Source organism: Streptomyces sp. NPDC057099, from assembly GCF_042671245.1.
Lineage (GTDB): Bacteria > Actinomycetota > Actinomycetes > Streptomycetales > Streptomycetaceae > Streptomyces > Streptomyces purpurascens.
On sequence record NZ_JBHUTX010000099.1, the window covers coordinates 1 to 4949 of the forward strand.

General features: G+C 68.8%; 5 protein-coding genes. 3 read left to right on the forward strand and 2 right to left on the reverse strand.

Translation table 11 applies throughout. The features are described 5' to 3' along the window. Positions 1-43 precede the first annotated feature (43 nt). Together ACFT4A_RS42175 and ACFT4A_RS42180 are read right to left on the reverse strand one after the other, a co-directional pair. A complete protein-coding gene (locus tag ACFT4A_RS42175) occupies positions 44-598 on the reverse strand; it encodes a hypothetical protein (RefSeq protein WP_382841950.1) in 555 nt (184 codons plus the stop codon). Positions 599-710: 112 nt separating this feature from the next. Further along, the gene (locus ACFT4A_RS42180; protein WP_382841959.1) at positions 711-950 is read right to left on the reverse strand and encodes a hypothetical protein; all 240 of its coding nucleotides are present in this window, start codon (positions 948-950) and stop codon (positions 711-713) included. Positions 951-1126: 176 nt separating this feature from the next. Between ACFT4A_RS42180 and thyX the strand changes: the two genes are divergently transcribed. From thyX to ACFT4A_RS42195, 3 genes are all read left to right on the forward strand, one after another. Further along, entirely contained in the window at positions 1127-1867 is a 741-nt protein-coding gene (gene thyX, locus ACFT4A_RS42185; protein ID WP_215118190.1) for an FAD-dependent thymidylate synthase, read from the forward strand. 212 nt (positions 1868-2079) lie between these two features. Continuing rightward, positions 2080-2979, forward strand: a complete 900-nt coding sequence (gene dapA, locus ACFT4A_RS42190) for a 4-hydroxy-tetrahydrodipicolinate synthase (RefSeq protein WP_382841953.1) — start codon at positions 2080-2082, stop codon at positions 2977-2979. A gap of 156 nt (positions 2980-3135) precedes the next feature. Next, positions 3136-4821 carry a ribonuclease J gene (locus tag ACFT4A_RS42195; protein WP_382841956.1) on the forward strand — a complete coding sequence of 562 codons (1686 nt, stop codon included), beginning with the start codon at positions 3136-3138 and terminating at the stop codon, positions 4819-4821. Positions 4822-4949: the final 128 nt, after the last annotated feature.

Below are 4949 nucleotides of genomic sequence, written 5' to 3' on the forward strand. Positions count from 1 at the left end.
GGACCGCGCACGGTCCGGCCCCGCCGGCATTGTCATCAGGACGTCAGCGCGGGCCGTACTCGTCGGCCCACGCCCCCACCGCGTCGGCCGCCCGCTCGAAGGCCTCCGTCCGGCCCAGGAAGTCCGCGTTGTGCGTCGTCAGCAGCGGCGGCACACCGTCCGCGGCCTGTCCCCGCCGGACGAGCAGCAGCGCCTGCCCCTGCAGGGTCCGGGGGAGTCCCAGCCAGCGCACCGGCTGCTGCACCGTGCGCACCGAGACGACCTGCGCCCAGGGCGCCGTACGCGTCGTGAGGAAACCCACGTGCCGCAGCCCGCGCGCGCTCACCCACACGCCCACGCGCAGCAGCCGCAGCGCCCCCGCGATGACGAGCAGCGCGAGAGCGAAGACCAGCCCGGCCGAGGCCGGTTCGGCCGTCGCCGCGATGATGACCGCGGCGAACAGCACGAACGAGGCGAGCAGCAGCGCCAGCGCCGCCGCCCCCACTCGCCACGGCCCGGGGCGGTACGGCCGCCGCCAGGTGTCACGGTCCTCGTGCGGCAGCGGAACGTCGTCCGCCGCGTCGAAAACGCGGTCGGCCGTCAGGAAGGGCAGGGGCACGGCTGGTCCTCACTCGATCCATGCGTGGGCTGTGCCCGGTGAGGCTACCGATCTGTTTCCGCGGTCACCACTGCCAGGGGGCCGGACGGAGTCACCGCCGGCCCGCGGTGACTCAGTGGTTCTGGGACGCCTGCGACTGCTGCGGATGCGAGTCCGGGCGATCGACCGTCAGTGCGGGTGTCCCGATGACCAGGGAACCCACGAGCCCCGCCACGATGGTCAGGCCCATCAGCCAGCGCCCGGCCTTCTGGCTGACCGACAGCCGCTCACGCGGTGGGGGAGTGATATTGCTGCGGAACCTGTCGGCCTCGGCGACGAAGGCAAACGGTACGGGTTCACGCCGACCGAACATCAGGGGTGCTTCTCCTTCGGAGGTGGAACGGATCACTTTCATCAGTAGAGACGAAAGAACTCCCTCAGAGGTGCCCTGTTTCGCCGACTTCATTGCGGCACGCCACCGATGGCTCCGATTTCGACGGGCCGTAGAGTGACGTCGCCACACGACGAGATGGGAAGGCCCTGCCAACCGTGACCGACACCCCAGCCGACGACCCCAAGCCCAGCTACCGCAGCGACGTCACCGTCGAGCTGGTCAAGCACACCGCGTCCGACGCGGACGTCCTCTTCGCCGCCCGCGTCTCGACCCTCGGCGAGCAGTCCCTGGAGGAGCTGGGCAAGGACCCCGAGCGTTCCAAGGGCCTGATCAACTACCTCATGCGGGACCGGCACGGCAGCCCGTTCGAGCACAACTCGATGACCTTCCTCATCAGCGCCCCGATCTTCGTCTTCCGCGAGTTCATGCGGCACCGCGTCGGCTGGTCGTACAACGAGGAGTCGGGCCGGTACCGGGAGCTCCAGTCGGTCTTCTACGTCCCCGACGAGTCCCGCAAGCTCGTCCAGGAGGGCCGTCCCGGCAAGTACGTCTTCGTCGAGGGCACCCAGGCCCAGCAGGAGCTGGTCGGCCGTGTGATGGAGGACTCCTACCGGCAGGCGTACGAGGCCTACCAGGAGATGCTCGCCGCCGGCGTCGCCCGCGAGGTCGCCCGCGCGGTCCTCCCGGTCGGCCTGTACTCCTCGATGTACGCCACCTGCAACGCCCGCTCGCTGATGCACTTCCTCGGCCTGCGCACCCAGCACGAGCTGGCCAAGGTCCCGTCCTTCCCGCAGCGTGAGATCGAGATGGTGGGCGAGAAGATGGAGGCCGAGTGGGCCCGGCTCATGCCGCTCACCTACGCCGCCTTCAACGCGAACGGCCGCGTGGCGCCGTAACGCGCCCCGGTTTCCCCGATCAGGTACAGATGTACGGTTCAGCCGTGCGAAGTGTCCGTATTGCGGCATTTCGAGAAGTTCACTTAGCCTGATCGAACGGGTCCGGCACTGCTTGAACCCCCGAGCAGGCAGTGCCGGGCTCCACCTTTGTCGCGACTTGTCGCCTGCCCCTAGGGCAGACCCGGTCCTGAGCAACGAGTAGCGTGTAACCCATGGCTCCGACCTCGACTCCGCAGACCCCCTTCGGGCGGGTCCTCACCGCCATGGTCACGCCCTTCAAGGCGGACGGCGCACTCGACCTCGACGGCGCGCAGCGGCTCGCCACCCACCTGGTGGACGCAGGCAACGACGGCCTGGTCATCAATGGGACCACCGGCGAGTCCCCGACCACCAGCGACGCGGAGAAAGCGGATCTCGTACGGGCGGTCCTGGAAGCGGTCGGCGACCGCGCCCACGTGGTGGCCGGCGTCGGCACCAACGACACCCACCACAGCATCCAACTCGCCCGCGCCGCGGAGCGCACCGGCGCACACGGCCTGCTCGTCGTGACGCCGTACTACAACAAGCCCCCGCAAGAAGGCCTCTACCGGCACTTCACGGCCATCGCCGACGCCGCCGGCCTGCCGGTCATGGTCTACGACATCCCCGGCCGCAGCGGCGTCCCGATCAACACCGAGACGCTGGTCCGTCTCGCCGAGCACCCGCGCATCGTCGCCAACAAGGACGCCAAGGGCGACCTCGGCCGCGCGAGCTGGGCCATCGCCACCTCCGGCCTCGCCTGGTACTCCGGCGACGACATGCTGAACCTCCCCCTGCTCTCCGTCGGCGCGGTCGGCTTCGTCTCCGTCGTCGGCCACGTGGTCACCCCCGAGCTGCGCGCCCTGGTCGAGGCGTACACCTCGGGAGACGTCCAGAAGGCCACCGAGATCCACCAGAAGCTGCTCCCCGTCTACACGGGCATGTTCCGCACCCAGGGCGTGATGACGACCAAGGCGGCGCTCGCCCTGAAGGGCCTGCCCGCCGGGCCCCTGCGCGCCCCCATGGTCGAGTGCGCGCCCGAAGAGATCGAGCAACTCAAGATCGATCTTGCCGCCGGCGGGGTACAGCTCTGACATCAGACTTCGCGCGGGACCCCCGCGCGCGTGCTTCACAACTGAATAAGCGGGCCACCGGTGCCCGCGCACCCCACACAGACAACTGCATCTGCACGAACGTCATGCGCGCCACGTGCCCTACCGGTACGTGGCGCGTGTGGTGAGGAGAGTCTTTTGAGTCATCCGCATCCCGAACTCGGCCCGCCCCCTCCGCTCCCCGAAGGCGGACTGCGCGTCACCCCGCTCGGCGGTCTCGGTGAGATCGGCCGCAACATGACGGTCTTCGAGTACGGCGGCCGCCTGCTGATCGTCGACTGCGGAGTGCTCTTCCCCGAGGAGGAGCAGCCCGGAATCGACCTGATCCTGCCGGACTTCTCGTCCATCAGGGACCGCCTCGACGACATCGAGGGCATCGTCCTCACGCACGGTCACGAGGACCACATCGGCGCCGTTCCCTTCCTCCTGCGCGAGAAGCCGGACATCCCGCTGATCGGCTCCAAGCTGACCCTCGCCCTCATCGAGGCCAAGCTCCAGGAGCACCGCATCCGCCCGTACACCCTCGAGGTGGCGGAAGGGCACCGCGAGCGCATCGGCCCCTTCGACTGCGAGTTCGTCGCGGTCAATCACTCCATTCCGGACGCGCTGGCCGTGGCCATCCGCACCCCGGCGGGCATGGTCGTCCACACCGGTGACTTCAAGATGGACCAGCTCCCGCTGGACAACCGTCTGACGGACCTGCACGCGTTCGCACGTCTGAGCGAGGAGGGGATCGACCTCCTCCTCTCCGACTCCACGAACGCCGAGGTCCCGGGGTTCGTCCCGCCCGAGCGGGACATCTCCAACGTCCTGCACCAGGTCTTCGGGAACGCCCGCAAGCGGATCATCGTGGCGAGCTTCGCCAGCCACATCCACCGCATCCAGCAGATCCTGGACGCGGCCAACGAGTACGGCCGCAGGGTCGCCTTCGTCGGCCGCTCGATGGTCCGCAACATGGGCATCGCGAGGGACCTGGGCTATCTGAAGGTCCCGCCGGGCCTGGTGGTCGACGTCAAGACGCTCGACGACCTCCCCGACCGCGAGGTGGTCCTGGTCTGCACGGGCTCCCAGGGCGAACCGATGGCGGCCCTGTCCCGCATGGCCAACCGGGACCACCAGATCAGGATCGTCCAGGGCGACACGGTGATCCTGGCGTCCTCCCTGATCCCCGGCAACGAGAACGCGGTCTACCGCGTGATCAACGGCCTGACCCGCTGGGGCGCCAACGTGGTCCACAAGGGCAACGCCAAGGTCCATGTCTCCGGTCACGCGTCCGCGGGCGAGCTGCTGTACTTCTACAACATCTGCCGCCCGAAGAACCTCATGCCGGTGCACGGCGAATGGCGCCACCTGCGCGCCAACGCCGAACTGGGCGCCCTGACCGGCGTCCCGCACGACCGCATCGTCATCGCCGAGGACGGAGTGGTCGTCGACCTCATCGAGGGCAAGGCGAAGATCTCCGGCAAGGTCCAGGCGGGCTATGTCTACGTCGACGGCCTCTCGGTCGGCGACGTGGGGGAGCCGGCCCTCAAGGACCGCAAGATCCTCGGAGACGAGGGCATCATCTCGGTCTTCGTGGTCATCGACTCGTCCACCGGAAAGATCACCGGCGGCCCGCACATCCAGGCCCGCGGTTCCGGCATCGAGGACTCCGCCTTCGGCGATGTGGCCCCCCGGATCACGGAGGTGCTCGAGCGCTCCGCCCAGGACGGCGTGGTCGAACCCCACCAGCTCCAGCAGCTCGTTCGCCGCACGCTGGGCAAGTGGGTCTCGGACAACTACCGGCGCCGGCCGATGATCCTGCCTGTGGTCGTGGAGGTCTGACGGACCGTCGGGCCCGAGCAGGCGCCAACTGGGAGCGGGGCGCCACCAATTTGATACAGGAGCCCCCCACCAGTAGGTTTAAAACAACAACCCCCCGGGCCCCCCGCCCACAAAGCCCCCGGGATAAA